We start from the raw sequence: 1,001 nt of genomic DNA on the forward strand, positions 1-1,001 counted from the left end.
ATGTGATTTCATTATTTTATTATTTTTATTATCCGTAGTATATTGCTTTACCTTGCACTGCCCCTTCCCCCTCTCCTTTGGAGAGGGCCGGGGTGAGGCTTTACTTAATGATATAAATCAGCGATACCGCTGCCTTGGTCATCCCCAGATAATGTGTGTTGCCCGATTTGATCTTCTCGCCACACTTCCGGCACGTATATTTATCGTAGTCTATGTAGGCATACCCCACTCCGATCACGGCTTCTATGGACCAGCGGTTGGATAACATCTTGTGGTATCCATAAGAGAATCCGGCCCCTCCCAGCCAGCCTTCATAGCGGTGGTCTTCGTAAGCTTTGCCCAGTGGCAGGTTGCCTACATTGAACAGGGAATAGTGGGCATGTGCGCCAATGAAGTGTCCGTAGAAGGGTTCGCAAAGCCAGTAGCGGAATTCGGGTTGGACAAGGAAGTGTTTCCATTTGCGGTTCTCAGAGAAGGTCCACGGGTTCCAGTTGCCGGAAACATCCAGCGATGTCCGGCGGCTTGTTTTGATCTCAAGGCCCAGGTTCATACTACCTGTTGCATCGTACAACAAGTTGGTTTTCAGGCCAAGCCGGGGAGTAGGATTGCCTGCTGTCGTCATTTCCTGTCCGCTTACTTCGATCGTGAATGCTAAAAATGATAACAATGTGATGCATTGCTTTAAATAGGTCATATGTCTTTCCATCTAAATCTGCGTTTTGCTCGTTTCGTTTTCTTCAAGTGATGTCCGTCATCTTATACATGACGGACACCTTTCAGAAAAGAAACCCCAGATGGGCTACAGCTCGGTTTTTACATCAAAACAAGGGCAGGATTTGATCCATTCGGCAGGAGAAATTTCACCGTCGCCGTCTAAATCGGGACTCAGGTCGCGGTGACCAGCCACTTTAGCGTCGGGAAAGTCTCTCAAAAGGGAATCGACAAGCACTTGTAAAGAATTACGTTGCTTTAACGTGCGGGTATCCCAGGGATTTCCCAGA

General features: G+C 47.9%; 1 protein-coding gene and 1 pseudogene. Both read right to left on the minus strand.

The window, feature by feature from the left end; translation table 11 throughout:
• Positions 1–100 precede the first annotated feature (100 nt).
• The gene (locus D0T87_RS25055) at positions 101–694 is read right to left on the minus strand and encodes a DUF3575 domain-containing protein (protein WP_163174355.1); all 594 of its coding nucleotides are present in this window, start codon (positions 692–694) and stop codon (positions 101–103) included.
• A 105-nt stretch (positions 695–799) separates the two neighbouring features.
• Positions 800–1,001 (minus strand): annotated as a pseudogene (locus D0T87_RS25060) (N-acetylmuramoyl-L-alanine amidase); the annotation flags it as partial.

Source organism: Bacteroides sp. 51, from assembly GCF_010500965.1.
Lineage (GTDB): Bacteria > Bacteroidota > Bacteroidia > Bacteroidales > Bacteroidaceae > Bacteroides.

Excerpts from the sequence above, each read along its gene's own strand:
- D0T87_RS25055 (WP_163174355.1), bottom strand. The coding sequence starts at position 694 with ATGACCTATTTAAAGCAATGCATCACATTGTTATCATTTTTAGCATTC.